This is a genomic window from Guyparkeria sp. TX1 (genome assembly GCF_046523965.1).
Lineage (GTDB): Bacteria > Pseudomonadota > Gammaproteobacteria > Halothiobacillales > Halothiobacillaceae > Guyparkeria.
This window is the reverse complement of record NZ_CP144142.1, coordinates 2,113,867-2,140,345: the sequence shown is the minus strand read 5'-3', so window position 1 is coordinate 2,140,345 and position 26,479 is coordinate 2,113,867. Positions and strand designations below refer to the sequence as shown.

General features: G+C 65.5%; 21 protein-coding genes and 1 tRNA gene. 15 read left to right on the top strand and 7 right to left on the bottom strand.

What is annotated here, in order from left to right; translation table 11 throughout:
• Positions 1-75: 75 nt before the first annotated feature.
• Both VWP12_RS09890 and VWP12_RS09885 read right to left on the bottom strand, forming a co-directional pair.
• Entirely contained in the window at positions 76-834 is a 759-nt protein-coding gene (locus tag VWP12_RS09890) for an HAD-IA family hydrolase (protein WP_410473986.1), read from the bottom strand.
• Positions 835-842: 8 nt separating this feature from the next.
• On the bottom strand, positions 843-1,889 hold the full coding sequence (locus tag VWP12_RS09885; protein WP_410473985.1) for an RluA family pseudouridine synthase: 1,047 nt from the start codon (positions 1,887-1,889) through the stop codon (positions 843-845).
• Positions 1,890-2,393: 504 nt separating this feature from the next.
• Between VWP12_RS09885 and rne the strand changes: the two genes are divergently transcribed.
• On the top strand, positions 2,394-5,225 hold the full coding sequence (gene rne, locus VWP12_RS09880) for a ribonuclease E (protein WP_410473984.1): 2,832 nt from the start codon (positions 2,394-2,396) through the stop codon (positions 5,223-5,225).
• A 124-nt stretch (positions 5,226-5,349) separates the two neighbouring features.
• Here the strand turns inward: rne and VWP12_RS09875 are convergent, their stop codons facing one another.
• On the bottom strand, positions 5,350-5,841 hold the full coding sequence (locus VWP12_RS09875; protein WP_125199194.1) for a low molecular weight protein-tyrosine-phosphatase: 492 nt from the start codon (positions 5,839-5,841) through the stop codon (positions 5,350-5,352).
• Between the two features lie 237 nt (positions 5,842-6,078).
• On the opposite strand from VWP12_RS09875, the gene VWP12_RS09870 reads away from it, so the two are divergent.
• A tRNA-Ala gene (locus VWP12_RS09870) sits at positions 6,079-6,154 on the top strand.
• A 183-nt stretch (positions 6,155-6,337) separates the two neighbouring features.
• Here the strand turns inward: VWP12_RS09870 and VWP12_RS09865 are convergent.
• Both VWP12_RS09865 and VWP12_RS09860 read right to left on the bottom strand, forming a co-directional pair.
• On the bottom strand, positions 6,338-7,561 hold the full coding sequence (locus VWP12_RS09865; protein ID WP_410474964.1) for a PQQ-binding-like beta-propeller repeat protein: 1,224 nt from the start codon (positions 7,559-7,561) through the stop codon (positions 6,338-6,340).
• 526 nt (positions 7,562-8,087) lie between these two features.
• Positions 8,088-8,582: a hypothetical protein gene (locus tag VWP12_RS09860; protein ID WP_410473983.1), complete on the bottom strand. Its 495-nt coding sequence runs from the start codon at positions 8,580-8,582 to the stop codon at positions 8,088-8,090.
• A 68-nt stretch (positions 8,583-8,650) separates the two neighbouring features.
• On the opposite strand from VWP12_RS09860, the gene VWP12_RS09855 reads away from it, so the two are divergent.
• Positions 8,651-9,142, top strand: a complete 492-nt coding sequence (locus VWP12_RS09855) for a CIA30 family protein (protein ID WP_410473982.1) — start codon at positions 8,651-8,653, stop codon at positions 9,140-9,142.
• A gap of 192 nt (positions 9,143-9,334) precedes the next feature.
• Positions 9,335-9,997 carry a hypothetical protein gene (locus tag VWP12_RS09850; RefSeq protein WP_410473981.1) on the top strand — a complete coding sequence of 221 codons (663 nt, stop codon included), beginning with the start codon at positions 9,335-9,337 and terminating at the stop codon, positions 9,995-9,997.
• Between the two features lie 35 nt (positions 9,998-10,032).
• Here VWP12_RS09850 and VWP12_RS09845 read toward each other — a convergent pair whose 3' ends face one another.
• Both VWP12_RS09845 and VWP12_RS09840 read right to left on the bottom strand, forming a co-directional pair.
• Positions 10,033-10,935 carry a sulfurtransferase gene (locus VWP12_RS09845; RefSeq protein ID WP_410473980.1) on the bottom strand — a complete coding sequence of 301 codons (903 nt, stop codon included), beginning with the start codon at positions 10,933-10,935 and terminating at the stop codon, positions 10,033-10,035.
• 87 nt (positions 10,936-11,022) lie between these two features.
• Entirely contained in the window at positions 11,023-11,532 is a 510-nt protein-coding gene (locus VWP12_RS09840) for a zinc ribbon-containing protein (protein WP_410473979.1), read from the bottom strand.
• 448 nt (positions 11,533-11,980) lie between these two features.
• On the opposite strand from VWP12_RS09840, the gene leuS reads away from it, so the two are divergent.
• The 11 genes from leuS to VWP12_RS09785 all read left to right on the top strand — a co-directional run bounded on the left by leuS (position 11,981) and on the right by VWP12_RS09785 (position 26,422).
• Positions 11,981-14,455, top strand: a complete 2,475-nt coding sequence (gene leuS / locus VWP12_RS09835) for a leucine--tRNA ligase (RefSeq protein ID WP_410473978.1) — start codon at positions 11,981-11,983, stop codon at positions 14,453-14,455.
• On the top strand, positions 14,455-15,042 hold the full coding sequence (gene lptE / locus VWP12_RS09830; RefSeq protein WP_410473977.1) for an LPS assembly lipoprotein LptE: 588 nt from the start codon (positions 14,455-14,457) through the stop codon (positions 15,040-15,042). Before leuS ends, lptE begins: the two co-directional genes overlap by 1 nt.
• Before the next feature lie 6 nt (positions 15,043-15,048).
• On the top strand, positions 15,049-16,074 hold the full coding sequence (holA, locus tag VWP12_RS09825) for a DNA polymerase III subunit delta (protein ID WP_410473976.1): 1,026 nt from the start codon (positions 15,049-15,051) through the stop codon (positions 16,072-16,074).
• Between the two features lie 120 nt (positions 16,075-16,194).
• Positions 16,195-17,463 (top strand): glutamate-5-semialdehyde dehydrogenase, encoded by a 1,269-nt coding sequence (locus VWP12_RS09820; RefSeq protein WP_410473975.1) that lies wholly within the window; start codon positions 16,195-16,197, stop codon positions 17,461-17,463.
• A gap of 7 nt (positions 17,464-17,470) precedes the next feature.
• Positions 17,471-18,076, top strand: a complete 606-nt coding sequence (gene nadD / locus VWP12_RS09815) for a nicotinate-nucleotide adenylyltransferase (RefSeq protein WP_410473974.1) — start codon at positions 17,471-17,473, stop codon at positions 18,074-18,076.
• A 114-nt stretch (positions 18,077-18,190) separates the two neighbouring features.
• Complete coding sequence (rsfS, locus tag VWP12_RS09810; protein ID WP_410473973.1) at positions 18,191-18,604, top strand: ribosome silencing factor; 414 nt, start codon at positions 18,191-18,193, stop codon at positions 18,602-18,604.
• 7 nt (positions 18,605-18,611) lie between these two features.
• A complete protein-coding gene (rlmH, locus tag VWP12_RS09805; RefSeq protein WP_410473972.1) occupies positions 18,612-19,082 on the top strand; it encodes a 23S rRNA (pseudouridine(1915)-N(3))-methyltransferase RlmH in 471 nt (156 codons plus the stop codon).
• Positions 19,083-19,405: 323 nt separating this feature from the next.
• On the top strand, positions 19,406-20,056 hold the full coding sequence (locus VWP12_RS09800; RefSeq protein WP_125199206.1) for a Maf family protein: 651 nt from the start codon (positions 19,406-19,408) through the stop codon (positions 20,054-20,056).
• Between the two features lie 16 nt (positions 20,057-20,072).
• Positions 20,073-21,560, top strand: a complete 1,488-nt coding sequence (gene rng, locus VWP12_RS09795; protein ID WP_410473971.1) for a ribonuclease G — start codon at positions 20,073-20,075, stop codon at positions 21,558-21,560.
• Between the two features lie 21 nt (positions 21,561-21,581).
• Positions 21,582-25,577, top strand: a complete 3,996-nt coding sequence (locus VWP12_RS09790) for a YhdP family protein (RefSeq protein ID WP_410473970.1) — start codon at positions 21,582-21,584, stop codon at positions 25,575-25,577.
• Positions 25,574-26,422, top strand: a complete 849-nt coding sequence (locus VWP12_RS09785) for a carbon-nitrogen hydrolase family protein (protein WP_410473969.1) — start codon at positions 25,574-25,576, stop codon at positions 26,420-26,422. Before VWP12_RS09790 ends, VWP12_RS09785 begins: the two co-directional genes overlap by 4 nt.
• Positions 26,423-26,479 lie beyond the last annotated feature (57 nt).

Here is a 26,479-nt window from a genome sequence, read left to right as displayed (position 1 = left end):
TCGTGGCATCAAACGGTCGGACGCCTCGCCGTTATGGGGAGGTGGGTCGGGTGAGTTGGCAGCCCGACGACCGAATCAGACGGCAGGACGGGCCTCAGGTTCCCCGGCGTTGCCGGTGTCGTCCGTTTTACCGGGGCGTTGGTCGTCATGGCCTTGCCCTTCGTGCAGCTGGGCCAGCCGGTCGATCAACCAATCCGGTCGTGCGGCGGCCAGTCGCTCGCGTGGGTGCGCGCCGTGGGTAATGCCGATCGCGTGCGTGCCGGCGTTTCGTGCCATCAGCAGATCGAAGTCGGTGTCGCCCACCATCCAGGTCTCGGTCGGATCGCTGCCCGTGTAGTCGAGGATACCCTCGAGCATCTCCGGATGAGGTTTCGAGCGCGTCTCCTCGGCGGTGAGCGTGTGGTGAAAGTAGTCCGCCGTTCCGGTCTGCGCAAGGGCGCGATCAAGACCGCGGCGCGACTTGCCCGTGGCCACGGCCAGCAGGCAGCCGGTCTTGGTCAGGGCCTCGAGCAATGCCTCGGCCTCCGGGTAGAGTGCGACCGGTTCTTCATTGGCGAAGTAGCAGCGGTGATAGGCCTGGGCGAGTGCCTCGCGGAAGCGCAGCTCGGCCTCGGGGAACAGTTCGATAATGGCGTTGGCCAGCGACAGGCCGATGATGCCGCGAATCGATTCGTCGGGCAGGCGCGGGTGGTCCACCGAGGTCAGTGCTTCCTGAAAGGCGGTGACGATCCGGCCGGTGGAGTCGGCCAGCGTGCCGTCCCAGTCGAACACGACCAGTCGGGGTGGGACGGTCAGATGTTCCGGGCGGGTCAGGAGTTTGCTGATATCGGTCATGGCGGCGGTTATCGGGGCGGCTGGTGGTTTTTCAAGGCTAGTCCGGCGTTGTCCAGCAATGGCTGCCAGGTCTCCGGCGGGTTGCTGGTGATGGTCAGTCGGCCGCCGTGGGTCGGGTGGGTGAGGGTGAGGCGGTAGGCGTGCAGCATCAGCTCGGGCCGACGGCGTGCCAACGGTCGGTCCAGGGCACGATCGCCGTATTTGCTGTCACCGACAATGGGATGGCCCGCATGCCGGCAGTGCACACGGATCTGATGCGTGCGTCCGGTATGCAGGGTGGCCGCCATCAGGCTGAGTGCCGGACCCCGATGGCTGGCGCCCAGGCGTTCGAAATCGGTGCGAGCGAACTTGCCACCGCGCGGATCGACCACCACTCGGTGGGCCCGGCCATCGCCCTGGTCCTTGCGCAGCGGGGCCGTGATGGTCTGGTGCGCGTCTCGCCAGTGGCCGTGACAGAGGGCCAGGTAGCGCTTTTTCGCCGCGCCCTCGGGGCGGAACTGCTCCTGGAGATCGAGCAGCGTCGTGCGCGACTTGGCCACCACGATCAGGCCGCTGGTTTCGCGATCGATGCGGTGGGCCAGCTCCAGCATGTCGCTGTCCGGGCGGGCGGTGCGCAACAGTTCGATCAGGCCGAAATCGAAGCCACTGCCGGCATGCGCGGCCAATCCGGCTGGCTTGTCGACTACCAACAACGCCTCGTCCTCGTGACGAACCAGGGTCTCGACGCGTTCGAGCCAGCCCGTCGGAATCCGGGCCGCGGGGCGTGCAGTATCGGGGTCGCCGCGCAGGTCCCGCACCGGCGGGATGCGGACCACGTCACCGTCGCGCAGGCGTTGCATCGGCTTGGCGCGCTTCTTGTTCACCCGCACCTGGCCCTTGCGGATCAAGCGGTAGACCAGCGCCCGCGGCTGCTTGTCGTGCTGGGCACCCAGCTCGCGCAGCAGGAAGTTATCGAGGCGCTGACCGTCACTGCGCGCATCGACCGTCTCGAGGCGAACGCGTGGGCGATCGGTGGGGGCTTGTTCGGCGGTGGCTTGGCGATTCTCGGTTGTCATCGGCTCGGGTTTGCTGTCGGCGCAATTGAGACCGTGCGCTGGCGGGGTTGTGATAGTATCAGCGCACTGTGGCGAAAGTCAGGTGGTGTGGCACGTGCCGACCACCCGCGGCAGCCAGCGAGCGCTCGGATTCTTCATTTAAGCCGGCGACCCATGCCAGCCCATCCCGCTTGCCCACGATGCGGCCTCGCCAACACCATTGGCTTGGCCTCGACGGGCACGACCAGCCTCGGGCTGCCGCCCGCTCACAGTTGTCACGAACGATCAACGGTTGTTACGTCCTGTACTCAATGCGCCTTTTCCGGTTCCTTTCCCTGCCGCTCTCCGTCCTGTACCGCCTCGTTGCGGTCGGACGGCAGGCGTCGTGTTCGCGTGTCTGCGCGGCTCGACGACTGGCGGGCTGGTCGGCAATCGCGCGTCGGGACGTTCCTCTGAACTCAAGTCACCTGTCGCGCGCGGCCCGTTGCCAGCCGCGGCTTGTGCAGAAACGTCGAGATTTTTTTCATGAAACGAATGCTGATCAACGCAACGCACTCCGAGGAGATCCGCGTTGCGCTCGTAGACGGGCAACGCCTCTATGATATCGACATAGAGACCCCGTCCCGGGAGCAAAAGAAGGCCAACATCTACAAGGCCACCATCACGCGTATCGAGCCCAGCCTCGAGGCCGTGTTCGTCAATTACGGTGCCAATCGCCACGGTTTCCTGCCCTTCAAGGAGATCTCGCCCGAGTACTTCGACCCCAAGGCGGTCGATGACAAGGGACGTCCGATCATCAAGGACGCGCTCAAGGAAGGTCAGGAACTGATCGTCCAGGTCGAGAAGGAAGAGCGTGGCAACAAGGGCGCGGCCCTGACCACGCTGGTCAGCCTGGCCGGGCGCTACCTGGTGGTCATGCCCAACAACCCCAAGGCCGGTGGCGTCTCGCGCCGCATCGAAGGCGATGACCGCGCCGAGATCAAGGCCGCGCTGGCCCAGCTGAACGTACCGGCGGGCATGGGCCTGATCGTGCGCACTGCCGGGGTGGGGCGTGACGTCGAGGAACTGCAGTGGGACCTCGACTACCTCGTCCAGGTCTGGAGCGCGATCCACGAGGCGGCCGAGGGCCGTCCGGCCCCCTTCCTGATCTACCAGGAAAGCAATCTCATCATCCGGGCGCTGCGCGACTACATGCGCAACGACATCGGCGAGATCCTGATCGACGAGCCGACCATCTACCAGCAGGCGATGGACTTCGTCCAGATGGTCACCCCCAAGGTCGCCGAGAAGATCAAGCTCTACGACGATCCCACGCCGCTGTTCTCGCGCTACCAGATCGAGTCGCAGATCGAATCGGCCTATCAGCGCAATGTCACGCTGCCCTCCGGCGGCGAACTGGTGTTCGACGTCGCCGAGGCGATGACCGCGGTCGACATCAACTCCGGGCGCAACACCAAGGGCCAGGACATCGAGGACACTGCCTTCAATACCAACCTGGAGGCGGCCGAGGAAATCGCGCGGCAACTGCGCCTGCGGGATCTGGGCGGGTTGATCGTGATCGATTTCATCGACATGGGCTCCTCGAAGCACCAGCGCGAGGTGGAAAACCGCCTGCGCGATTCCTTGAAGTACGACCGTGCCCGGGTGCAGACCAGCCGCATCTCGCGCTTCGGCCTGCTGGAGATGTCGCGCCAGCGTCTGCGCGCCTCGCTGGAGGAATCCAGTCAGCACATGTGCCCGCGTTGTAACGGCCAGGGCGTGATCCGTTCGGTCGAGTCGCTGTCGCTGGCGATCCTGCGTCTGCTGGTCGACGAGGCGATGAAGGACAACACCGGTCGCGTGATCGCCCAGGTGCCCATCGACGTGGCGACCTACCTGCTCAACGAGAAGCGTGACCAGATCAACGAGATCGAGCAATCGAACAACGTCGACCTGCTGCTGATCCCGAACATCAACCTCGAGACGCCACACTACGAGATCGAGCGTGTGCGCGCCGATGACAACGAGGCGCGGGCGCGCGACGTGCAGCAGATGATCGAGCCGCTGAACGTCGAGACCCCGTCGCCGGAGCCGCGTCATCGCCAGGCGGAGAAGGCTGCGGTTCAGACCATCCCGCGGGCGGCCCAGCCGGCCGCGGAGAAGCCGGCAAAGTCGGCCGAGCCGACGCCGGTAGCCGCGGCAACCCCGGCCGCCGAAAGCGCACCGTTGCGCCCGATCGCGAATGGCGCGGTTTCACTGCTTCGTCGCGTCGTGGGTCAGCTCTTTGGTGCCCGCGCCGACGAGGACGAAGGGACCGAAGCCGGTTCACGCAAGGCCAAGGGCAAGGCCTCTGGCAAGGGCGGCGAGACGTCCGGTGACCGGACCGGTCGCAAGGGCGGCGGTCGCCGTCAGTCCGGCGATCAAGGGGGCGATAAGGCCAAGTCCGCCCGTGACGATTCCCAGGACAAGGACAAGGGTCAGGGCAAGGGCAAGTCGGGTAACCGACGTCGCCGTGGTCGCGGTCGTCGCGGCAGCGGTGGCAACCCGGCGCAGCAGGATGCTGGTCAGAAGCCCGAGCAGAAGAACGAGCAGCCGGCGGAGTCCAAGGCCGAGCCGAGCCGTGGCAAGCCGCCGACTGACGGCGAGGGCAAGAAGGACGGTGGCCAGTCCGGCCGCGGCGGCCCGGGTGGCTCCGGTGGCTCCGGTGGCAAGGGGCGTGGTCGGGGTGACCGTGGCCCGAAGAGTGAGCCGCGTACCCCGCCGCCGCTGGGTGAGCGTGAGCGCCAAATGGTCGAGCAGCAATTGGCCGCCCCGATCAGCGAAGGCAAGAGCTTGCCGCTGGACGTCTCGAAGAAGAAGGGTCTGGCGGAAGAACTGCCCCCCAACGCCGCCGTTCGACTGGAGGCCAGCGACCGGTTGGTCAAGGCGAGTGATGCCAAGTCCGCCAAGGCAGACGCATCCAAGGCCGTGCCCAGCAGTGCTGGCTCCGACGTGGCCACCGAGGAGGTAACCGGTGCGGGCGCCTCGAGCCAGGTGGAGGCGAAAGCCCCGGGAGCGGTCTCTGAAATGGTCTCCGAAACGCGGGAGGCACAAGCAGAGGCGCCGGTCGAGACGCCGAAGGCCACCGAGTCGACGTCGGCTAGCGAGGACTCGGTTAACGCCGAGGCCAAGCCGACGACCGACACCGAGCCGTCGGCATCGAGCGCTGCGGAGGTAAAAGCTGAGCCAGAGCCGGCACCGACGAAGCCTGCGGCCGATCAACGGGCGGAAGAGACGCCGGCGGCCGAGGCCCCGGCGCCCGAGGCCGAAAAGGCGGATGCCTCCGAGCAGCAGGTCGGTGGTGAAACATCGGGCGACGAGGAAAAGCGCGAGCGCTGATCCCCTCACCACCTCGCCGGAAACAAGAACGCCCCACTTTTATCGAAGCGGGGCGTTTTCTTTTGCGGCTCTCCTATCGGCGTAGCAGGAGAGCGGACGGAGCAGGGCGCTGGGCTTGTTCGGTTTAGCCGAGGTGACGGCGACGGATGTCCTCGAGCAGGTTGCCGGCCGCCGCCTCGACCATATCGAGAACTTGCTCGAAGCCGTTGCCGCCACCGTAATACGGGTCCGGCACCTCGTCGAGGCCGTAGTCCGGTGCGTAGCTCATGAACAGGTGCGGCTTGTCTCGCAGCGCGTCGTCGGCAAGTGACTGCAGGATCTCGAGGTTGGCCAGATCCATGGCGAGCACATAGTCGTACTCGGCGATGTCCTCGGGGCGGACCTGGCGAGCCGTGAGATGGTCCATGCGGTATTGGCGGGCCATCGCGGCACGCATGGCACGCTCATCGGGCGGATTGCCGACGTGATAGGCGTGGGTGCCCGCCGAATCGATGCGGATGCGGTCGGCCAGCTCTGCCTGCTCGACCAGCCGCTCGAACACGGCGTGGGCGGTGGGTGAGCGGCAAATATTGCCCATGCACACGAACAAAACGCTCGGGGCCTTGGTCTCCGTCATGTCGTACCTCGTCGGTTGAAAAGGGCGGGGCGGGCAGCCGGTATGGGCTGCCCGATCGATTGGCGGTAATGTAACCAAAATCCCGGTGCCTTGCTCGGCATGCACCGCATTTGCCTCGATGCTTCGCTTTCCCATCGACGTGGATTCAGGGGCTTGTCGTGATCGGCGCAAATCCGGGTGAGAGGGTGTTGACAGTCTCCGCCGTGCCGGTACAATGCGCGCATTCCTCAGGTACGAGGGGCCATAGCTCAGCTGGGAGAGCGCCTGCATGGCATGCAGGAGGTCGGCGGTTCGATCCCGCCTGGCTCCACCAAATATCAAGAAAAAGCCCGGATTCGCTTAACGCGAATCCGGGCTTTTTTCGTTGGCCGATACATGAAGGCCGTCGTGGCGAATGTCCTCGCGATGGCCAGCGCGGCCGAGGTGTGCCCCAAGCGGAGCTCGTGACGCGATCGATTGTCCGCCGGCAGGCTCGCGCCCGCCTCGGACCGGAGGATCACTGGTTGATCCAGTCCGGGATCGAAATGCGATAGATGTAGCGGTCCTGGCTGCCGACGAACAAGGTGTTGCCGATCACCACCGGGCCAGCAGGCGCCAACGCGGTGTTCTTCGCGTTGCTCAACGACCCGCCCAGCTTGCGCGGCGGCAGTTCGCGACCGTTCTTGCGCTTGAGGGCATCGCCGCTTTCGGCATCCACCACGTATAGCAGGCCGCCTGTGTCGCCGAAGAAGACACGGCCGTCAGCAATGGCCGGAGCCCCCTTGACCTTGTGTTGAGCCGGATGCTCCCACAGCTTCTCGCCGCTACCGATATCGTAGGCGAATACCGATTTGGTATATGGACTGCCGACGTAGACGCGGCCATCAGCGATCGCGGGGCTGCCGGAGGTGTTGTTGTCCTGCTTGGGGCCACTGCCCAGCAGGTCTTTCCACAGCAATTTCCCGCTGGATGCGTCGAAGCCGTAGATGAAGTGCATGAAGCCCTTGCCCTTGTCCGGATACTGGGCACGCTCCTCTTTGGTGGCAGCGGCGTATGGCTTCACCGCGGTGATCACCACCACACCGTCCTTGCCGACCGCCGGCGGCACGTCCGTGAAACTGCCTTTCTCGTCATGGCGCCACGCGATCTTCTTGCGTTGCAGGTCGACACCCACCACCGAATCCAGCGCCCCGACGTAGAGCATCCCGTCATCGGTTACCGCCGGAGACGACATGCTGACCCAGCCCGGCAGTTTCAGTTTCCACGCCAGCTCGCCGGTTTTCGGGTCAATCGCCCGCAGGTTGGCCGCGCCGGTGGTGGCGTAGAGGAGGCCGTTCCACAATGCCGGCGTCGGCATGACCTCGCCCACCGTGGGATGGTTCCACAAGGTCCCGCCGGTTTCCGGGTCGACCGCCATGACGCCGCTCGCCCCGGTGCCGCGGATGTCGGCGCTCTGGAAGGCGCGATTTCCGTATGCCACATACACCCGCTTGCCGTCGGTAACAGTCTCGGCGTGTACCCAGTTGGGCGCATGGCGGAACCCCGGATGGCTGTCGCTCCACAGGATCTTGCCGTCATCCACCGAGAACGCGAACAAGCCGCCGGTGGCATGGTTGCCGACATACAGCCGACCGTCGACGATCACGGGGGCTGCACGCACCTGATCGCCGGTCCGGTAGTGTGCATCCGGCAGGGCGGTGTCTTCGCCGTCGTCGAATACCGCGTTGTGTTCAGGCCCCATTCGGTATTGGGTCCACTGCGTTGGACCAAACGCCATGACCGTGCCGGTCCAAGTGGCCAGAAACAGTCCCACCGACCCATACCTCAGCAGTGCTACCAACATCCCCACCTCCTCGCAATTGCATGACTGTTGAAGATCCGCGGGCCTGCCCGTTGCCGGGGGCACCCCGGGCAACGACTGCCCGCCCTGGTAACCAGCGATTACGTGACGGTGCACACGGTTCTGGCCAGTTTGGTTATCGGTGTCGTTGCAATCTTAGGACCGCGGCGGATCGGGTCTGTTCCGCCGTCAATAACAGCGTGAAGAATCGTTGCGAGAAGCATTCGTGCCGCAAATTCCAGCACTTGGAGCCGGGGGATATGACGTAGAGAGCCGGAGCCTTGCCAAACCTCCGCTTGGCATGAATCCATGACTTCTTAATTTGGTAGGGGCCGAGCTTCGGCACATATCAAAAAAATCCCGGGCTCGCGTTAGCGGCCCGGGATTTTTTCGTTTCGCCTGATTTCCCGCCTATGTGCCTGTATTCTCAAGGGAAGTTGACCGAGTGGCTGGTTTGACCACTGGTGGGGACTTGCAGGGCGAAATCGCGGTCATGTCCCTGATATCGGGTCGTGACGCTGTAACGCCCTGGTGGCAGGTCGATATAGATCATCGGACCGTCTGTCGTGGCCTCGAATCGTGTCTCACCATCGGTGGCGCGGATATTCACGTCCACCGACGAGACGAATGCGCCACGCTGACCCTTAGAGAACTGCAGGGCCACCGGATAGGACGATCCGTGCTGCTTCAGCCAGGCGCGCTCTCCGGTACCCAAACCGCCAGTGAGGTAACGGATCCCGTTATGCTCATGCACATCCACGGCGCTTTCTGCCGTCTCGTCGATGCTGGCAGGCTGGCGTTCCTGTTCGGTGATCGGCTCCCAGCCGGGCTTCTTCCAGGGGTCGTCATCGGCCGCCCAAGCGGTCTGTGCAATCAGTGGCAGTGCCAGGGCGAGACTCAAGGCAAGGGTTGTTCTCGGCATGGTGCACCTCCTCGGTTTTCCGTTCGGATCAATGTGCGGCTCTTGCATCGGTGATCTAGCTTAGTCCAATGACATCTATGACAAGTTTCCTCGACCCCGCCCAATCGGATCACTGGCATGCCGTCAACGATGGGGTGATGGGCGGTGTGTCCGCTGGTGCGTTTCATTTCGACGACGGTATCGGCGTGTTCAGCGGCGAGCTATCGCTGGAGCATGGCGGCGGGTTCGCTTCGGTGCGGCGAGCGGTGTCACCGGGAGTGCTCGCGGACAGCGGCGGGATTGCGATCCGGGTTCGTGGTGATGGTCGCCGCTATCAATGTCGGGTCGGGACGGAGGAAACGGCACCCGATATTTCCTACGCGACCAATTTCGACACGATTGATGGGCAATGGCTGGACGTCCACATGGCCTGGCAGGAGTTCGAGGCAGTGCGCCGCGGACACGCGGTGCCCGACGCGCCACACTTGTCGCCCGAACGGATCAATCGATTGGGCTTTCTTCTGGCGGATCGGCGGGCCGGGCCGTTTTGCCTCGAGATCGCGTCGATCCGCGCAGCGTGAGGCAGGGCGCGTATCCGTTTCCCATTTGGCCGCTTCCCACCGCTGATGTGCATTCGATTGCCATCTAGGGCGTCCCGCTGATTTCACCGGAAACGGTTTCGGCTCCAATCGTAACGATGCCTGATGTCAGGTAATACTGGGTCGGACCAACCCTCATCCTCGTCGGCAACACCGGCCAATCCCAAGGAGCGTATGCAGCGACGACGAATCCACCAACGCGTCACTCTGGTTATTCAGGTGATCATGCTGGCCGAGCTGGCCTTTGCCTTGTGGGAAGGACTTTGGCTGACCGCTGCCATCACGGTGCTCATCCTGCTGCTGACCGTGGCGCCGGTGTTGATGTTCAAGCGCTTCGAGGTATTCATCCCCTCGGAGTTCAAGCTCCTGGCCACGGGGTTCATCTTCGCCTCGTTGTTTCTCGGCGAGGTGCAGGGCTACTACACCCGTTTCTGGTGGTGGGACCTGGTGCTGCACACGGCTTCCGGGTTCCTGCTCGGGATCTTCGGTTTCCTGCTGGTCTACATCCTGAACGAGAAGAAGAACCTCCGGTTTCACATGACCCCGGGGTTCGTGGCGTTTTTCGCCTTCATGTTCGCCGTCGGGGTGGGGGCACTCTGGGAAATATTCGAATTCGCCATGGACCAGTTCGCGGGCACCAACATGCAGAAAGCGATGCTCGATGACCCGTCGGGACTGACGGACACGATGCTGGACCTGGTGGTCGATACGGTCGGGGCCGCGGTGATCGCCGTGCTGGGTTACGGTTATCTCAGGGTAGCGGCGGGGAAGTCGTTTCTCGAGCAGTGGATCGCGGCGTTTCTTGATGGCAACCCGCGGCTGTTCAACCGACGCTGAGTCAGCGGATGCCCCAGACCGTTCGTGGCGCTCACCTAGTCGTCGGGTGAAATCAGGGGCAACTCGCGTACGTTCCACTCGCGTAGTCCGGCATCGTGCACCCGCATGTTGCGGTAGCCAAGGCTGTAGAACATGGCGTAGTCGATGGCAGCACCCGTGCCGCCTAGGCAGGTAATCAGCATCGGGGTCGACGGGTCGATGTCGTGCTGAACGAAGAACGGCTCGAGATCGGTGCGCTCGGTGTAGATCGTCCCGTCCTCGGATGTCCGGAGAAAATCCGCCCACGGCTGGCTGATGGTGTCTGGAATGCGTCCGTGGCGCGGATTGGCCGGGAACTTGTCCTCACCGGTGAAGTGCGTAGCGGGTCGGCCATCGATCACTGGGTAGTGGTCACGGATGGCGTCGAGTTCCTCGGTTGATATCTCCAGTGCGGGCAGGGGGCGCGCGACAAAATCCCCCGATTCCACCGCACCGGCTTCGTCCGATATCGGGCCTTCGGCCTGTTGCCATCCGTACCAGCCGCCATCGAGCATCCCGACGTTGGTGTGCCCCAGGTAGTGCAATAGCCAGAAAAGGTAATAGGCCCCCAGGACCTCGTCGCGGTCGTTGCCCTTGTAGTAGATCACCACGCCCTCACCGTCGTTCACGCCCAGTTCACGGAAACGGTTCTCCAGGGATTTTGCGGGGAGCCGGATCAACGTGTCTTCGTCATTCTGTTCACGCCAGGACGATTTCGAGGTAAATACGGCGCCCGGGATGTGTCCGTCGAAGGTAAAGGATGACTCGTTCGACATCTCGATGATCGACAGGCCTGATTCGTCCAGCCGCTCATTCAACCACTCGGGTTGGATCAATGGCGGGACGCTGATGGCCATCGCCATGCGCAGAGGTAGGGCAAGTGCCGACAGGGCGAGCAGGATGAGGAGGACACGCTTCATCGTCATCTTCTCCGGGGCGTTGGGCCAAGGCAGTCTGTGTCGTCTGGCCCCGGTAAAGACGGGGCAGAACGGCCTTCATGGATGGGCTCAGGCTCGGCGGAAGGAGTGACCGCCGCACTCGGGGCAGGCGGGAAGTGGGCCGAAGGTATCGTGGTGGAGGATGGTCCCGCAATCGACGCACTTGAGCCGTTTGGGGCTGGTGGCGTGGCCGGTGGTCCATTCGCGCGGATGGGTGCGCTCGGCTTCGTTGCGGATCTGCTCGAGAGTCACATCGGTGTGATCGGCAATCGACAGCAACTTGGCGCCGATGTCGCCGGCCCAGTCCCGCAGGGTGTCACGGATGCTTTCGCCTTCGGAGGCGAGGCTTTCGCGGGTGTGTTCCAGATCGTCTTTGACCGCCTCGACGATCTCGTGGCGGAAATCGGGCGTGTCGAGTCCGGCGGCTTCTTCCTCGGCCAGCTGAGCGATGCGGGCCCGGTTGGCGGGTTGGTTCTCGGGCTCGTCGAGCAGGCGGGCGTAGATCCGTTCGAGCAACTGGTAGTAGCCGTGCCGAAGGGCATCAAAGGTCTCGCTGTGCTCGTGCTGGTTGTGGGTCATTCGCTCTGGTCTCCGTCTTGCCGGCTGGGTGGGCCACGCCCGGGTCGGCAACATGCTGGCCGAGTCGTGCAGGGGGTGGCTCCTTTCGGTATTCTAGTCGCCTCTATGGAACCTCTGCTCGAATAATATTGCCGCTCCGGCTTGCCGAGCCGCTTGCCATCAAGGCGCGATGGCGCCGGCGTGCCGGTGGTCCCGTCAAGACATCGCAACGCCGAGGGCGGGTGGCTCGGCAAGCCCCTGCGGGCGCGGCTTGAGCGAGGCATCTGCGGCGTTACCGTCCTTGGCAAGGGAGCAACCCTTCCACTACGGACGGATGCCTTGCATCTGCCCCGCTCAAGCCGCGCAGAGCGGTAATACTATTCGTGCAGAGGTTCCTTTATCGTGGCCGATTGCAGGCCTTCTTGCCAGTCAGGCAATCAAAACGTACCCAAGGTAGACCCCCTAGTTCATGCACGAGCAATACAACCCCGCGAAGATCGAGGACGAGGCGCAAAGCTTCTGGGAAAAGACGCAGGCGTTTCACGTCCGCGAGGATCCCACCCGCGAGAAGTTCTACTGCCTGTCGATGTTCCCGTATCCCTCGGGCCGACTGCACATGGGGCACGTGCGCAACTACACCATTGGCGACGTCATCAGTCGCTACCAGCGCATGCTAGGCAAGAACGTCCTCCAGCCGATGGGCTGGGACGCCTTCGGCCTGCCGGCGGAGAACGCGGCGCTCAAGAACAAGGCGGCCCCGGCGCGCTGGACCTTCGAGAACATCGACTATATGCGCGGCCAGCTCCAGCGCCTGGGCTTTGCCTATGACTGGAACCGTGAGCTGGCCACCTGTGACCCGGACTACTACCGCTGGGAGCAATGGCTGTTCACCCGCCTGGTGAAGAAGGGGATCGCCTACAAGAAGACCGCGGTGGTCAACTGGGACCCGGTCGACCAGACGGTGCTGGCCAACGAGCAGGTCATCGACGGCTGCGGCTGGCGCTCGGGCGCGCCGGTCGAGCGCCGCGAGATCCCGCAATGGTTCATCCGCATTACCGACTATGCCGACCAGCTGCTCGAGGACCTGGACAAGCTGGACCAGTGGCCCGAGCAGGTCCGCACAATGCAGGCCAACTGGATCGGTCGTTCGCGCGGGGTGCAGCTCGATTTTGCCGTCGAGAACGGCAAGCCGCTGACCGTCTTCACCACCCGCCCGGACACGCTCTACGGCGTGACCTACCTCGCCGTGGCCGCCGACCACCCGCTGGCCGTGGCCGCCGCCGAGACGGACTCTAAGGTGGCCCAGTTCCGCGAGGAATGCCGCCACACCAAGGTCGCCGAGGCCGACATGGCGACCATGGAGAAAAAGGGGCTGCCGCTGGGCGTGACCGCCACCCATCCACTGACCGGCGAGACGGTGCCGGTCTGGGTGGCCAACTTCGTGCTGATGGAATACGGCACCGGCGCGGTGATGTCCGTCCCGGCACACGATGATCGCGACTGGGAGTTCGCCACCAAGCACGATCTGGCGCTCAAGCCGGTGATCCAGGGCAGCGCCCCCGACCACGATTACGCCCAGGGGGCGATGACCGAGAAGGGCACGCTGATCGACTCGGGCGAGTTTACGGGGCTTTCCAGCGAGGACGCCTTCGATCGCATCGTCGCCAAGCTCTCGGCCGACGGCCGTGGCGAGCAGACCATCAACTACCGCCTGCGTGACTGGGGCGTCTCGCGCCAGCGCTACTGGGGCTGCCCGATCCCGATCATCAACTGTGAACACTGCGGTCCGGTGCCGGTGCCCGACGCGGACCTGCCCGTGGTGCTGCCCACCGACGTGGTCATGGACGGCCCGGGCTCGCCGATCAAGTCCGACCGCGACTTCATCGACACCACCTGCCCGGAGTGCGGTGGCGAGGCCGAGCGCGAGACCGACACCTTCGACACCTTCTTCGAGTCGAGCTGGTATTACGCGCGCTTTGCGAGTGCCGATTCCAGTGAGGCGATGCTCGACGACCGGGCCGGTTACTGGCTGCCGGTCGACCAGTACGTCGGCGGTATCGAGCACGCGGTGTTGCATCTCTTGTACGCGCGCTTCTTCCACAAGCTGATGCGCGACGAGGGCCTGATACCGGCCGACTGCGCCGAGCCGTTCACCCGCCTGCTCACCCAGGGCATGGTGAACAAGGACGGCGCGAAGATGAGCAAGTCCAAGGGCAATACGGTCGATCCGCAGGAACTGATCGAGGAATACGGCGCGGACACCGTGCGCCTGTTCATGATGTTCGCCGCGCCGCCCGACCAGGGGCTGGAGTGGTCGGACTCGGGTGTCGAAGGCGCGCACCGCTTCCTCAAGCGCCTGTGGCGCCAGGTGGCCGAGCGCAAGACCGCAGGCATCGACCTGACCCGACGCATCGATTCGGCCGACGAGCTCGCCGATGCCAACGCGGCAGCCAAGGATCTCTATCGCAAGCTCCACGAGACCATCGGCCGGGTCACCGACGACATCGACAAGCGCCAGACCTTCAATACCGTGATCGCGGCGAACATGGAGCTGTTCAACGAGCTGGCCCGTTTCGAGGCGGACGACGCGGTTGGTCAGGCAGTCGTTGCAGCAACCATCCAGGACATGCTGCGCATGCTCGCGCCGATCGTGCCGCACATCACCCATGCCCTCTGGCATGAAGTGGGCGGGGAAGGCACCATTGCCGATGCGGCCTGGCCGACGGTCGACGAGGCGGCCCTGGTGCGCGACGAGATCGAGATGGTCGTGCAGGTCAACGGCAAGCTGCGCGCGAAGATCAACGTGCCGGCGGCCGCCGACAAGGCGGCCATCGAGGCGCAGGCGCTGGAAAACGAGGACGTGCAGCGCTTTACCAACGAGGGCGAGATCAAGCGCGTGATCGTGGTTCCCAACAAACTGGTCAATATCGTGGTGGCGAAGTAATGGATACGATCCGGGCTAGGACGACCCGCTCGCACACCGGCATGCGTGCCGTTCCCCGTGCCTTTTTCCTCGGGCTGGCCATGGCGGTGGCGGCGATGACGCTGGCCACCTCGGGCTGCGGCTACCAGTTGCGTGGCGTGACCGAGGTCGACCCGACGTTCGAGCGGGTGTATGTCTCGGGGCTGTCGACATCGAACCCGGTCTATCGCTCGCTGGCGGCCGAGATCGACAACTCGGAGGCGGTGCTGGTCGACGATCGGCGTGACGCCACGGCCCGGTTGGTGGTCGAGAGCGATTCGGTCGAACAGCGCGCCTCGGTGGTCGACCCGAGCGCCGACGTGCGCCAGTACGAGTTGCTCCAGGAGCTGAGCTATCACATCGAGCTGCCGGACGGCTCGCGCACGCCCAGCCGCGAGATCAGCCAGGCGCGCAACTACAACTACGATCCGACCGGGGTGCTGGCCTCCTCGAGCAACGAGGGGCAGATCCGTCGCGAGCTGGGTGAGCTGGTGGGGCAGCTGCTGTTCTACCGCCTGCTCGCGCCAATCGATCCCGACACCCTGATCGCGCCCGCCGACGGTCGCTGAGGCCGCGTGCTCGCCAAGCCACAGGAATTCGAGCAGGGCCTGGCCCGGGGGCTGGAATCCCTGTACTTGATCGGCGGCGATCAGCCGCTGCTGGTCCAGGAGGCGCGTGATGCCATCGTCGCCAAGGCCCGCGAGGCGGGGTGCGAGGAGCGGCTGCGCTTCGAGGTGGACGGCAAGTTCGATTGGGGCGCGCTGGAAAGCCAGGGCGCGAGCCTGTCGCTGTTCGCCAGCCAGCGCATCATCGACCTGCGCATGCCGGGCGGCAAGCCGGGCCGCGTCGGCTCCAAGGCCCTGAGTACGCTCGCCGAGCGGGTCAAGGGGGGCGGCGAGTCGGATATCTGGATCGTCAGCCTGCCGCGGCTGGACAACCAGCTGCAGAAAAGCGCCTGGTTCAAGGCGCTGGCCGGCGCGGGGCTGGCGGTACGGTTCAACGACGTGCCGCTGGCGCAGTTGCCGGCCTGGATCACCCGGCGCGCCGCCACGCACGGCGTGCGCCTGGAGCGGGACGCCGCCGAGCTGATCGCCGGGCGCGTGGAGGGCAACCTGTTGGCCGCCGCCCAGGAAATCGAGAAGCTCGCGTTGATGGACCTCGAGGGGCCGGTCGATGCCGCCCGGGTCGCCCAGGGCTTGGCCAACCAGTCGCGAGTCGATACCTTCGCATTGAGCGACGCGGTGCTGGATGCCGACCGTCAGCGCGGCCTGTACCTGCTCTCGCGCCTGCGCGCCGAGGGCACCGAGCCGCTCTTGATCCTGTGGGTGATCGCGCGCGACCTGCGCGCGCTCGTGGCGCTGGCCGGCAACGATCAGGCGGGTTTCAAGAAGACCCGGATTCCGGCGTTCCTCGCGCGTCGCTACCAGGCACGAGCCCGTGCGATGCCGCCCGGAAACTGGCAGCGCCTGCTTGCCGGTTGTGCGGAGGTGGATCGCTGCATCAAGGGCCTGGGCGAGGGCTGCAACACCGCGGACGGCGGCGGCCGGGTCTGGGCCTTGCTCGACCGGGTGATGTTGCACGCGACCCGCCCGGGACGTTGACTCTCGTGGCTGGCCTAATGGGTGGCCTAATGGGTGGCCCGGGCCAGCGGCTCGAGCCGTAACCGAATCCATGACGAGTGCGCCCCGGCGGCTCGTCTCGAACTTAGGAGAGAGCTACCGATGGCCAATGACAAGAGCGTCACCGAGACCATTCAGGCGATGGGGCAAGCGGCTCGCCGCGCGGCACGAGCGCTGTCCCGTGTCGACACGCAGAAGAAGAACGCAGCCTTGCTGGCCATCGCCGATCAGCTGGTTCAACACACCGGCACCCTGATCGAGGCCAACAAGAAGGATCTCGAGGCGGGGCGCGCCAACGGGCTCGACGAGGCGATGATCGACCGCCTGGCCTTCGATGCCGCCGGCATCGAGAAGATGGCCGAGGGCGTGCGACAGATCGCCGCACTGCCGGACCCGGTCGGCGAGATCACCGACACCGTCTTCCGCCCGTCGGGCATCCAGGTCGGGCGCATGCGCGTACCGCTGGGCGTGATCGGCATCATCTACGAGTCGCGTCCCAACGTGACCATCGATGCCGCCGCGCTGTGCCTGAAATCCGGCAACGCCACCATCCTGCGCGGCGGCTCCGAGGCCATCCACAGCAACCAGGCCCTGGCCGCCTGCATCCGTGACGGCCTGGAGGCCGCTGGCCTGCCCGCCGAGACCGTGCAGATCGTCGGTACCACCGACCGCGAGGCGGTCACGGCGATGTTGCACAGCCCCGAGGCGCTCGACGTGATCATCCCGCGCGGCGGCAAAGGGCTGGTGGCGCTGGTCTCGCGCGAGGCGCGCATGCCGGTGATCAAGCACCTCGACGGCGTCTGTCACGTCTACATCGATCGGGATGCCGATCTGGACAAGGCCAAGGCGATCGCGATCAATGCCAAGACGCATCGCTACGGCGTCTGCAACGCCATGGAGACGCTCCTGGTCGATCAGTCGGTGGCGGAAACGGTATTGCCGGATCTGGCCAAGCGATTCGGTGAGCTCGACGTCGAGCTGCGCGGCTGCGAGCGCTCGCGGGCGATCGTCTCGTCGATGACCGCGGCCACCGAGGCCGACTGGGGCGAGGAATACCTCGGCCCGATCCTCGCCGTCGCCGTGGTCGACGGGCTGGATGCAGCGATCGAGCACATCGAGACCTACGGGTCGCATCACACCGACTCGATCGTGACCGAGAACTACACCACCGCGCGGCGCTTCCTGCGCGAGGTCGATTCGGCCTCGGTGATGATCAACGCCTCGACGCGGTTCGCCGACGGCATGGAATACGGCCTGGGTGCCGAGATCGGCATCTCGACCGACAAGATCCACGCCCGCGGCCCCGTCGGTCTCGAGGGCCTGACCTCGCAGAAGTTCATCGTGCTGGGCAACGGCGAGACGCGGCACTGAGCCGGCCATGATCGGCATTTTTGGCGGGACGTTCGATCCGGTCCACATTGGGCATCTGCGTTTGGCGACCGAGGTGGCCGAGACCCTCGATATTTCCCGGGTGCACCTGGTGCCGGCGGCCATCCCACCGCATCGGGGCGAGCCGCTCCTGGATCCGGCCACGCGCCTCGATCTGGTGGCCCAATCGATCGCCGACGAACCGCGATTCGTCCTCGATGACCGCGAGCACCGCCGGGCCGGGCCGTCCTACACCGCCGACACGTTGGCCGAATTCGCCGCCGAGTACCCGGGCGAGCCGCTGGTGCTGATGATGGGCATGGATGCCTTCAACGGCCTGCCGGGCTGGCACGAGGTCGAGCGCATTCTCGATTTGGCGCATGTCGCGGTTGCGACCCGCCCGGGGTCGCAGGCCGAGGGGATGGCGGCCCAATGGCTGGCCGAACGCCGAGTTGACCCGGCCGCCCTGGCCGATGCGCCGGTCGGACGGATCGTGGCGGTGGCCATCACCCGGCTGGATATTTCGGCAACCACGTTGCGCGGGTTAATCGATCAAGGTCGATCGTTACGCTACCTCGTGCCCGAGCCGGTGGCCCGTCATTTCAGCCGTGGTTGACCGTATCCCCGGTTGGGTCGACCATTGCCCCGTTTTCAACGCTGATTTCACTCCGATTTCATTTCGTTTCAACTTCATTGGTGGCTCGATGCCGCCATGCAACAGGTTTCTTTCATGAGCGCGAATCAACCGCCATCCACCCGCACCGAGCCCGTCGACCAGTCCCCGGCGATGCCGGCCGACGAGATCCTCAAGCATGCCGTCGAGGCGCTGGAGGGCATCAAGGCCGTGGATCTCGTCACGCTCGACGTGCGCGAGCGCTGCAATTTCACCGACTACATGGTGTTTGCCTCCGGCACCTCCGATCGCCACCTCAAGGCGATGGCGCAGGAAGTGGTCAAGGCCCTCAAGGAACGCGGCATGCGCCCGATGAACGTCGAAGGCGATGACACGCCGCAGACCGAATGGGTGCTGGTCGACTTCATCGACGTGATCGTCCACCTGATGATGCCCGAGACCCGCGCGCTGTATCAGCTCGAGAAGCTCTGGTCGGCGCCGGCCGCCGACCCGTCGGCCACGAAATCGTAATTTCGGGGTGCGGATCGAGCTGATCAGCGTCGGGCACAAGCTGCCCGGCTGGGCCGAGGAGGGCACGCAGGAGTACCTCAAGCGCCTGCCCGCCGGCTGCCCGGTGCGCCTGACCGAGATCCCAGCCGCGCCGCGCGGCAAGAACGCCGACATCGACCGCATCAAGACGATGGAGGCCGAGCGCATCGAACGGGCGATCCCGAAAGGCGCGCGCGTGATCCTGTTCGACGAGCGTGGTCGCGACCGGGACACGCGCCAGTGGGCCGCCTCGCTGGGCGACTGGCTGGTCGAGGGACGTGACGTTGCGCTGGTCATCGGCGGGCCGGACGGTGTGGCCAAATCCCTGCGCCAGCGCGCCGACGAGACCTGGCGACTCTCGGCGTTGACCCTGCCGCACCCGTTGGTGCGCGTGCTGGTGGCCGAACAGATCTATCGCGCTTGGTCACTCCACCAGAATCACCCTTATCACCGCGAGTGACGACCGGGAAACGCGACCCCACGGATCGGATCGAATCGCTTGGGAAACTCTGCACGAATGGCATGCCACTCTGGCCAGGCGAGCCGTTCGTGATCAAGGCGCGTCGTCGCCGGCGTGCCGGTGGTCACGTCAAGACGACGCAACACCGAGCACGGGCGGCTCGACTGGTCCCACAGGGCGCGCCTTGAGCCGGGCATCTGCTGCGTTGTCGTCCTTGGAAAGAGAACGACTCTTCCGGCGGCGGACGAGCGCCTTGCACCTGCCCGGCTCAAGGCACGCAGAGCGGCATGCCATTCGTGCAGAGTTTTCCCTAGAATGAGGCGATGACACCCGATTCCGACTCGCGTCCCGCCTTGTGGTTGGCCAGCGGCTCGCCGCGCCGGCGGGAATTGCTCGAACAGGCCGGTTTCGTCATCGCCGGGCGGGCTCATCCGTCCGGACCGGTGGACGAGTCGCTCCTGCCGGGAGAGGTGGTCGATTCGGCCGTTCTTCGTCTCGCTCGGGCGAAACTTCATGCGGCGCTGGCCGCACCGTCGCTGCCGGCCGGTGCCGTGTTGCTGGCGGCCGACACCCTGGTGGCCGGCCCGGACGGACGACCGATGGGGAAACCTGTCGATGCGGCCGATGCCGAGGCCATGATTGCCACCTTGAGTGGACAGTGGCATCGGGTGATCACTGCGGTCGCCGTGGGAGATGGTCAGGCCCAGCGTGACGCGGTGGTCGAATCCCGGCTGCGATTCGCTCGCCTGTCAGCGGAGACGATCCGTGCCTACGCGGCAACCGGCGAGCCGCTGGACAAGGCGGGCGGCTATGGTTTGCAGGGGCGCGCCGGCAGCTTCGTCGAGGCGATCGACGGCGATTGCAGCGCGGTCATCGGGCTGCCCTTGGCGGCCACGAGCCGACTGCTAGCGTCGTTCGACCTTCGGCCGGCCTGGATGGAGCGAGGCGACATGGACCGGGGCGACACGGAATAACAACGAGAATTGAGTCATGAGCGAAGAAGTCCTGATCAACATCACCCCGCAGGAGACCCGCATCGCGATGGTCGAGAACGGGGTGCTCCAGGAGATCAACATCGAGCGCTCACGCTCGCGCGGGATGGTGGGCAACATCTACCGTGGTCGCGTGACCCGCGTGCTGCCGGGTATGGAAGCGGCCTTCATCGACATCGGCGAGGAGCGCGCCGCGTTTCTGCATGTCTCGGACGTCGAGCTGAGCCTGGCGGCCGAGACCGCAACCGAACTCGAGTCGGCGACGCCTTCCATCGAGACGCTGCTGCGTACTGGCCAGAACCTGCTGGTGCAGGTGATCAAGGACCCGATCGGCACCAAGGGCGCCCGCCTGACCACCGAGATCACCATCCCGTCACGCTATCTCGTCTACGTGCCCAACGGACGCAATATCGGCGTGTCCAGCCGGATCGAAGACAAGACCGAGCGCGACCGTCTGAAGACCGGCTTGGCCGAGCTGATCCTCGAGGAGGAGGGTTCGCTCGAGGGCGTTGGTGGGCTGATCCTGCGCACGGCGGCCGAGGGCGTCGAGGAAGAGCAGCTGCGCCACGACTACCGATTCCTGCGACGGCTGTGGAGTAACCTCGCCGAGCGTCGCCAGCAGATGACCGACCCGGGGCTGGTTTACGAGGATCTGCCGCTGGCGCTTAGGACGCTGCGGGACACGCTCGGCCAGTTCGTCGAGAAGATCCGTATCGATTCGCGCGAGACCTACCACCGGGCGATCGCCTTTGCCGAGGAGATGGTCCCGGACATCCTGCCGATCGTCGAGCACTACCCGGGCGAGCGGCCGATCTTCGAGCTTCACAACATCGAGGAAGAGATCCAGCGGGCGTTGGAGAAGCGTGTTGCGCTCAAGTCTGGCGGTTACATCGTCATCGACCAGACCGAGGCGATGACCACCATCGACGTCAACACCGGCGCGTTTGTCGGCCACAAGACGCTCGAGGAGACCATTTTCAAGACCAACCTCGAGGCGGCCGCGTCGATCGCGCGGCAACTGCGCCTGCGCAACCTCGGCGGGATCATCATCATCGACTTCATCGACATGGCCGAGCCCGAGCACCGCGTCCAGGTGCACCAGGCGCTCAACCGGGCGCTCGAGCGCGACCACGCCCGCACCAAGGTCTGCGACGTCTCCACGCTCGGCCTGGTCGAGATGACGAGAAAGCGCACCCGCGAATCGCTCGAGCACGTGCTCTGCGAGACCTGCCCGGTGTGCGCGGGGCGCGGCTCGGTCAAGACCGCCGAGACCGTCTGCTACGAGATCTTCCGTGAGGTCACCCGCGATGCGCGCCAGTACCGTCCAAAGTCGATGCTGGTGATTGCCAGCGCCTCGGTGATCGACCGCTTGCGCGAGGAGGATTCCACCTCGCTGGCCGAGTTGCAGGAATTCACCGACGTGCCCCTCAAGCTCCAGATTGACCTGCATTACCAGCCGGAGCAGTACGATATCGTTCTGATGTGATCGGGCACGCGGGAGAGGCCGGTGAGCGGTGAGAACAGCGTAAAACGCGAACGACGCCTGCGGCAGGTATTTCGACGCCTGCTGATGGCGGCTGCCGTGCTGCTCGTCCTGGTCGCCGCACTCAGTGCCGTCTCCCGCGCACTCTTGCCCTGGGTGGAGCGCTACCAGCCGGACTTCGAGGCGGTCGTCAGCGAGGCGTTCGACGTGCCGGTGCGTTTTGGCAGCCTGGATCTGCGCTGGCAGGGTTACCAGCCACAGGTGATCTTCCGCGACGTGCGCATTGATGCCGGCCCGCGTGCCGACGCCCTGAGCCTGGGCCTATCCTGGTGGCGCAGCCTGACCGAATGGCGTCTGGTGGCCGACAAGATCACCCTCGATGCCCCCCGCTTCACCTTGATCCGTGACCGCGAAGGCTGGTCGGTGGCCGATCTTTCCCTGGAGGGCCGCGCCGGCGTGACCGGCCAGCGGATTTCCTGGGCCGAGGTGGAAGATCAGCTAGCTCGCCTCGGGCATCTGTCGGTGCGCGATGCGGTGGTGGAGTTTCGCGATCCGAGTGGTCGTGGCGATCGGCTAACCTTCAGCCTCGCCGCTGAACTCGACCGCGATCAGTGGCGTGGGTCGGGGGACGCCCGTCTGGCCGGGGTCAGTGACGAGCCGATGCGGTTTGCCGGCGAGGGCCGCTTCGGTGAGCAGAGCCGGGTGTCCCTGTTCCTGCAGGTGAGCGACTGGAAGCTCCCCCAGGTGCAACAGCGTCTTGATCGCTACGGCGGCCCCACTGTACGGCGCACGTTGGGCGGCTGTCCCGGCGACGGCAACCCGGCCCGCTGCGAGGTGGGTATGCCGCGCATCGACTCCGGTCGTCTCGACGGCCAACTGTGGCTCGACTGGCAGCAGACCCGATTGACCGATCTGACGGTGCAGGCGGACGTGCGCAATCTCGCCGTCACCCGCGAGCAGCTACTGCGCGAGGACGATGCCAGCCAGGCGTCACTGGATCGCGTTTCGGCGACGCTCGCCTGGGGGCGCGATGCCGAGGGATGGCATCTCGACGCCGAGGATGTGAAGGTCCGGCCCTCGCGCGAGGAGCCGTTGCCTACCGAGTTCGTTCGCATGCGCGCGATCGGCGACGAGCTCCTGTTTTCCACCGACCACGCCGATCTTGGCCACCTGGCCGTCTGGTTGGCCGCCGCGCCGTTGCCGACCGATTTTCTCGAATTGCTCGACCAGAACGTGCCGCGCGGTCAGGCCCGCGACGTGCGCCTGCGCTTCGTCGACGGTGAACTGGTCGAAGGCTTTCTCGATCTCGCTGGCTTCGGGAACACCACCGGCGTGCCGCTGCGACCGGTCATCGGTACCCGCGCGGGACGGGGCGGTGCTGACCTCACCCTGTATCGACAGCCCGGCGGCTGGTTGGCCCGGATCGACCAACGGGATCTCGTCCTTGCCGTGCCGGGGATGTTCCGCGAACCGGTGAGCATCGATCGGCTGCAGGGGGATCTTTACTGGTTGGACCCGGTTGACTCGCTCAGAGCCCGTGATCAAACCCCGGCCGGGCTGTCGCTGTTCAGTCCGAATCTGGTGTTGGATTCTCCCGGGCTGGGTGTGGGCGGGCGATTTTTTTACCGACAGGCCAGTGGCGAGCAGCCGGGCTATCTCGGAATTGACAGCGGTTTTACCGTTGACGACACGCGCCGAGCCCCAGGCTACCTGCCGCGCCACGTGATCGGTTCGGAGACGCTCGACTGGCTGGATGCCGCGCTCGAGGGAGATGGGGCGCAAGGTCGCATCGACGGAGGACATTTCATCTTCCATGGTGACCCGGCTCGAGCGCCCTTTACCGACGGCGGGGGTTACTTCTCGATCGTGTTCGACTACCACGACGTGACGTTGCCCTATCGACCGGGCTGGCCGGCGCTGACCGAGGCCGGCGGCAGCATGGCGTTCGTCAACAAGCAGTACCACGTCGATGTCGAGCGGGGGCAGGTTGGGCCGGTGCCGGTCGGCGATTCGCGCGTGAGCATTTTCGATCTCGACGAACCCAAGCTGCAGATAGCGGTCGACCGGCCGGTGGCGATCGATGCGCTCCTAGAAGGCCTTGGACAGACCCCGTTGATCGACGCCGGGGCGCTGGCCGGTTTCTCGGGGCGTGGCGAGGGGCAGTTCACGCTGGATGTGCTGATCGGCCTGACCTCGGGCTCACCGCCGCCCTCGGCGTCCGGGGCCTATCGGTTTGCCGGTCATCGGCTATCGGTCGCCGATGGTCGGTTCGTGTTCGAGGACGTCTCCGGTCCGCTGCGTTTCTCGGACACGCGCTTTACCGCCGATGCGCTTTCGGGACAGTTTCTCGGCGAGTCGTTCCGCGCACGCGTTAATCCCCTTGCCGACCGGGCCGCCACCCGAATCCAGGCCAATACCCGCTTTACGCCGACGGGGCTCTCGACGGTGCTGGGGGCGGCCGGCGAGACGCCGGTCGCGGGGGCGCTGATCGACAGCCTTGAAGGCAAGACGGACGTCGGCGTGCGCGTCGACATCCCTCACGGTGGGGGCGGTGGAGTCGGGATCCGGGTGGAAAGTGGTCTGGTCGGCTGGCGGAGCCGCCTCCCGGCCCCGCTGGAAAAGCCCGAGCCGATCAGTTGGCCGCTGACGGTCGACGTGGACGTGCGCAACGGGGGGCTGCGTGCGCTGTCCGCGCGTCTGGAGGGAACCCAGACCTGGCGTGCCGATTTGGGCTTCGATGAGGGCGGTTCGCTGGCGAAAAGCCAATTCGGCAACCGGCCTCCGGACGGCGAGTCGACCGGCGAGGGGGAGTCGGCGACACATCGTATCGGCCTGACCCTCGGAGAGCTGGCGGTCGATCCCTGGCTCGACTGGTGGGCATCGGTCGAGTCGAGCGGTGGTTCGGGTAGCGGCAGCACCGAGCCTGGTGATACCTGGTGGGTCGACGCCCGCATCGATCGGCTTGTCTTCGGCGACTGGTGGCTTGACGGCGTGACCGCCGGCTGGTCGACCCGTGCCGATGGCTGGTGGCTGGGCATTTCGGGCGAGGAGAACCGGGGAGAGATGCGTTTCGCGACCGGGCGTGCCACGGCCACTAGCACCTTGGAGGGGCGGTTTGACCGGCTGCGCTTGCACCGCGACGCGGCATCGAAGGACAGCGAGCCGGTGCCCCCACAGGCCTGGGGCCTGGCCACACTCCCGGCCGCGAGTGTCACTGTCGACGCCCTGACCGTCGACGAACTACGGCTCGGCCGGTTGAACGTCGAGGCCCGGCCCGAGAACAGTCATTACCGCATCGACCGGGTCGAGTGGCAGCCGGTCCCGAGCTTGACCGTCGCAGGGAGTGGTCGGGTCGAGAATGGTGTCAGCGAAGCCCCCCAGGGGCAGCGGACGCGTCTGTCCCTATCTCTTGAGGGTGACGATCTTGGCGCGGCGATCGAAGCGATCAACGGCTATTCGCCCATCCAGGGCGGCGATGTCGAGGAGGGGCAGGTGACCATTGCCTGGCCGGGCAGTCCGACGAGTTTCCATGTCGGTCGGTCGGCCGGCAATGGTCGTTTCCTTCTCTCCGAGGGGCAGCTCAAGAGCATTGATCCCGGCGCTGGCCGATTGGTCGGGTTGATGAGCCTGGGGGCGTTGACCGATCGATTGCGTTTCGATTTCCGTGATGTCACCCGTGAAGGGCTGTACTTCGAGACACTGGCTGGGAATTGGCGTCTTGACCGCGGACGGTTGATCGTCGATCCGCTCGAACTGATCAACCCGTCGTTGAGCGCGCTGATCGACGGCGAACTGCAGCTGGTCGATCGCCGCCTTGACCTGACGGCGCGCATCTATGCCGATTTCGGCATGCTGCTACCGCTGATCGGCACGGTCGCCGGTGGTCCGCTCGTCGGCGGGGCCGTACTGGCCCTGCAGGAGACCTTCCGGCAGTTGGACAAGGCCCCAGAGCCGTCGGTCACCTACCATATCGGGGGATCATTCGAACAGCCCGAGGTCACGCGAGGGGGCACACCATGAGCGAGCCGAAACCGACTGTCGCTGTCGTACAGATCAATGGTCGGGCCGACTGGAATGCCAATCGCCCGGTCGTCGAGCGATTGATCGCCGAGGCGGCGGATGGCGGCGCCGGCGTGGTCGTGCTGCCGGAAAACCTGCTCGCGATGCCGTCCGACCCGCGCGAGCTGATCGCGATGGCCGCGACCGACACGCCGCGGGCGGTTCGGGATCTGTCGGCATGGGCGGCTCAGTGGGGCGTCTGGCTGGTCGCCGGCACCTTGCCGTTTGTCCCCGGCGCTCGGGCGGACAACGATCGGGTCGCGGCGCGAACCCTGGTGATCGATGCCAAGGGCCAGGTGGTCGAGCACTACGACAAGATCCATCTGTTCGATGTGGTGTTGCCGGATGGCGAGAGCTATCGCGAGTCGAACACCTTCGTCGCCGGCGATCGGTCGGTGGTCGTCGATACCCCGGCAGGGCGGTTGGGGCTGGCGACCTGCTTCGACCTGCGTTTCCCGGAGCTGTTCACTCATCTTGCGGCGGCCGGCGCGGACTGGTTCTGTCTGCCCTCCGCCTTTACCCGGCCGACCGGCGAGGCGCACTGGCACGTGCTGCTGCGGGCGCGTGCCATCGAGAATAGCGCCTGGGTGGTAGCCCCCGCGCAGGTCGGGCGCCATGCCGACGGCCGCGAGACCTTCGGCCACAGCCTGGTCGTCGATCCCTGGGGGCGGGTGTTGGAGGATGCCGGCGAGCAAGCCGATTGCCTGCGGTTCGCCCAACTGGACTACCTCTGGCTTGGCGGCCTGCGCGAACGTTTTCCTGTGCGAGACCTGCATCGCCCGGACGTCTTTCCCACGGGGAATTGACTTGCCTTTGCGCCCATGGCGCAAATCGCGCTTGGCCTTTACCATGGGGCCCTGATC

Bases quoted from the DNA above. Each gene is read 5' to 3' on its own strand.
- VWP12_RS09890 (WP_410473986.1), bottom strand. From the start codon at position 834: ATGACCGATATCAGCAAACTCCTGACCCGCCCGGAACATCTGACCGTC.
- VWP12_RS09885 (WP_410473985.1), bottom strand. From the start codon at position 1,889: ATGACAACCGAGAATCGCCAAGCCACCGCCGAACAAGCCCCCACCGAT.
- rne (WP_410473984.1), top strand. From the start codon at position 2,394: ATGAAACGAATGCTGATCAACGCAACGCACTCCGAGGAGATCCGCGTT.
- VWP12_RS09875 (WP_125199194.1), bottom strand. From the start codon at position 5,841: ATGACGGAGACCAAGGCCCCGAGCGTTTTGTTCGTGTGCATGGGCAAT.
- VWP12_RS09865 (WP_410474964.1), bottom strand. From the start codon at position 7,561: ATGGGGCCTGAACACAACGCGGTATTCGACGACGGCGAAGACACCGCC.
- VWP12_RS09860 (WP_410473983.1), bottom strand. From the start codon at position 8,582: ATGCCGAGAACAACCCTTGCCTTGAGTCTCGCCCTGGCACTGCCACTG.
- VWP12_RS09855 (WP_410473982.1), top strand. From the start codon at position 8,651: ATGACATCTATGACAAGTTTCCTCGACCCCGCCCAATCGGATCACTGG.
- VWP12_RS09850 (WP_410473981.1), top strand. From the start codon at position 9,335: ATGCAGCGACGACGAATCCACCAACGCGTCACTCTGGTTATTCAGGTG.
- VWP12_RS09845 (WP_410473980.1), bottom strand. From the start codon at position 10,935: ATGAAGCGTGTCCTCCTCATCCTGCTCGCCCTGTCGGCACTTGCCCTA.
- VWP12_RS09840 (WP_410473979.1), bottom strand. From the start codon at position 11,532: ATGACCCACAACCAGCACGAGCACAGCGAGACCTTTGATGCCCTTCGG.
- leuS (WP_410473978.1), top strand. From the start codon at position 11,981: ATGCACGAGCAATACAACCCCGCGAAGATCGAGGACGAGGCGCAAAGC.
- lptE (WP_410473977.1), top strand. From the start codon at position 14,455: ATGGATACGATCCGGGCTAGGACGACCCGCTCGCACACCGGCATGCGT.
- VWP12_RS09820 (WP_410473975.1), top strand. From the start codon at position 16,195: ATGGCCAATGACAAGAGCGTCACCGAGACCATTCAGGCGATGGGGCAA.
- nadD (WP_410473974.1), top strand. From the start codon at position 17,471: ATGATCGGCATTTTTGGCGGGACGTTCGATCCGGTCCACATTGGGCAT.
- rsfS (WP_410473973.1), top strand. From the start codon at position 18,191: ATGAGCGCGAATCAACCGCCATCCACCCGCACCGAGCCCGTCGACCAG.
- VWP12_RS09800 (WP_125199206.1), top strand. From the start codon at position 19,406: ATGACACCCGATTCCGACTCGCGTCCCGCCTTGTGGTTGGCCAGCGGC.
- rng (WP_410473971.1), top strand. From the start codon at position 20,073: ATGAGCGAAGAAGTCCTGATCAACATCACCCCGCAGGAGACCCGCATC.
- VWP12_RS09785 (WP_410473969.1), top strand. From the start codon at position 25,574: ATGAGCGAGCCGAAACCGACTGTCGCTGTCGTACAGATCAATGGTCGG.